At 47.3% G+C, this 478-nt stretch carries 1 protein-coding gene; it reads right to left on the bottom strand.

What is annotated here, in order from left to right:
- The coding region (locus tag A3738_RS28705) for a heme biosynthesis HemY N-terminal domain-containing protein (protein WP_197474116.1) at positions 1-478 on the bottom strand (478 nt) is incomplete at both ends.

The raw sequence follows: 478 nt of genomic DNA, 5'->3' as shown, positions 1-478 counted from the left end.
AATCTTCCAACGCGCGATAAACTTGCACGGTTAGTTTTAAGACATATACGTGCTTAGGGTGCTGTTTTCGTAAACGTGTTAGTACTGCAAGAGCTGCTTCATAGCGTTCGTTTTCAATATGCAAACGGACTTGCGTTAAGCTTGCTGCCAGCTCAGAGCCACCGTCGAGCTCGTGGGCTTGCTTGAGTATTTGCGCAGACTCTTTGTGATTACCTTGTTGGTTTGCCGCGTTGGCTGCAGCCAGTAAATTCACCAGAGGCATGCGTGCATGTTGGGCCGACTGTGTTAATAAGGATTTTGCAGTTTGCCAATCACCCTCTAAGAAGGCGAGAAGCCCTCGCTGTGAGTCGTTATTCGCCTTGCGTTTTGGGCGAATTTTAAACCATCGAATTGATTGATTTGAGCCGCGAATAAGTGCTTTTAGCGTACTGATGACAAACCCAAGTCCGATGAGAGCGATGAGATTCAACGACACCAA

It is taken from the genome of Oleiphilus sp. HI0066 (assembly GCF_001635725.1).
This window is presented reverse-complemented; position numbering and strand designations above follow the sequence as displayed.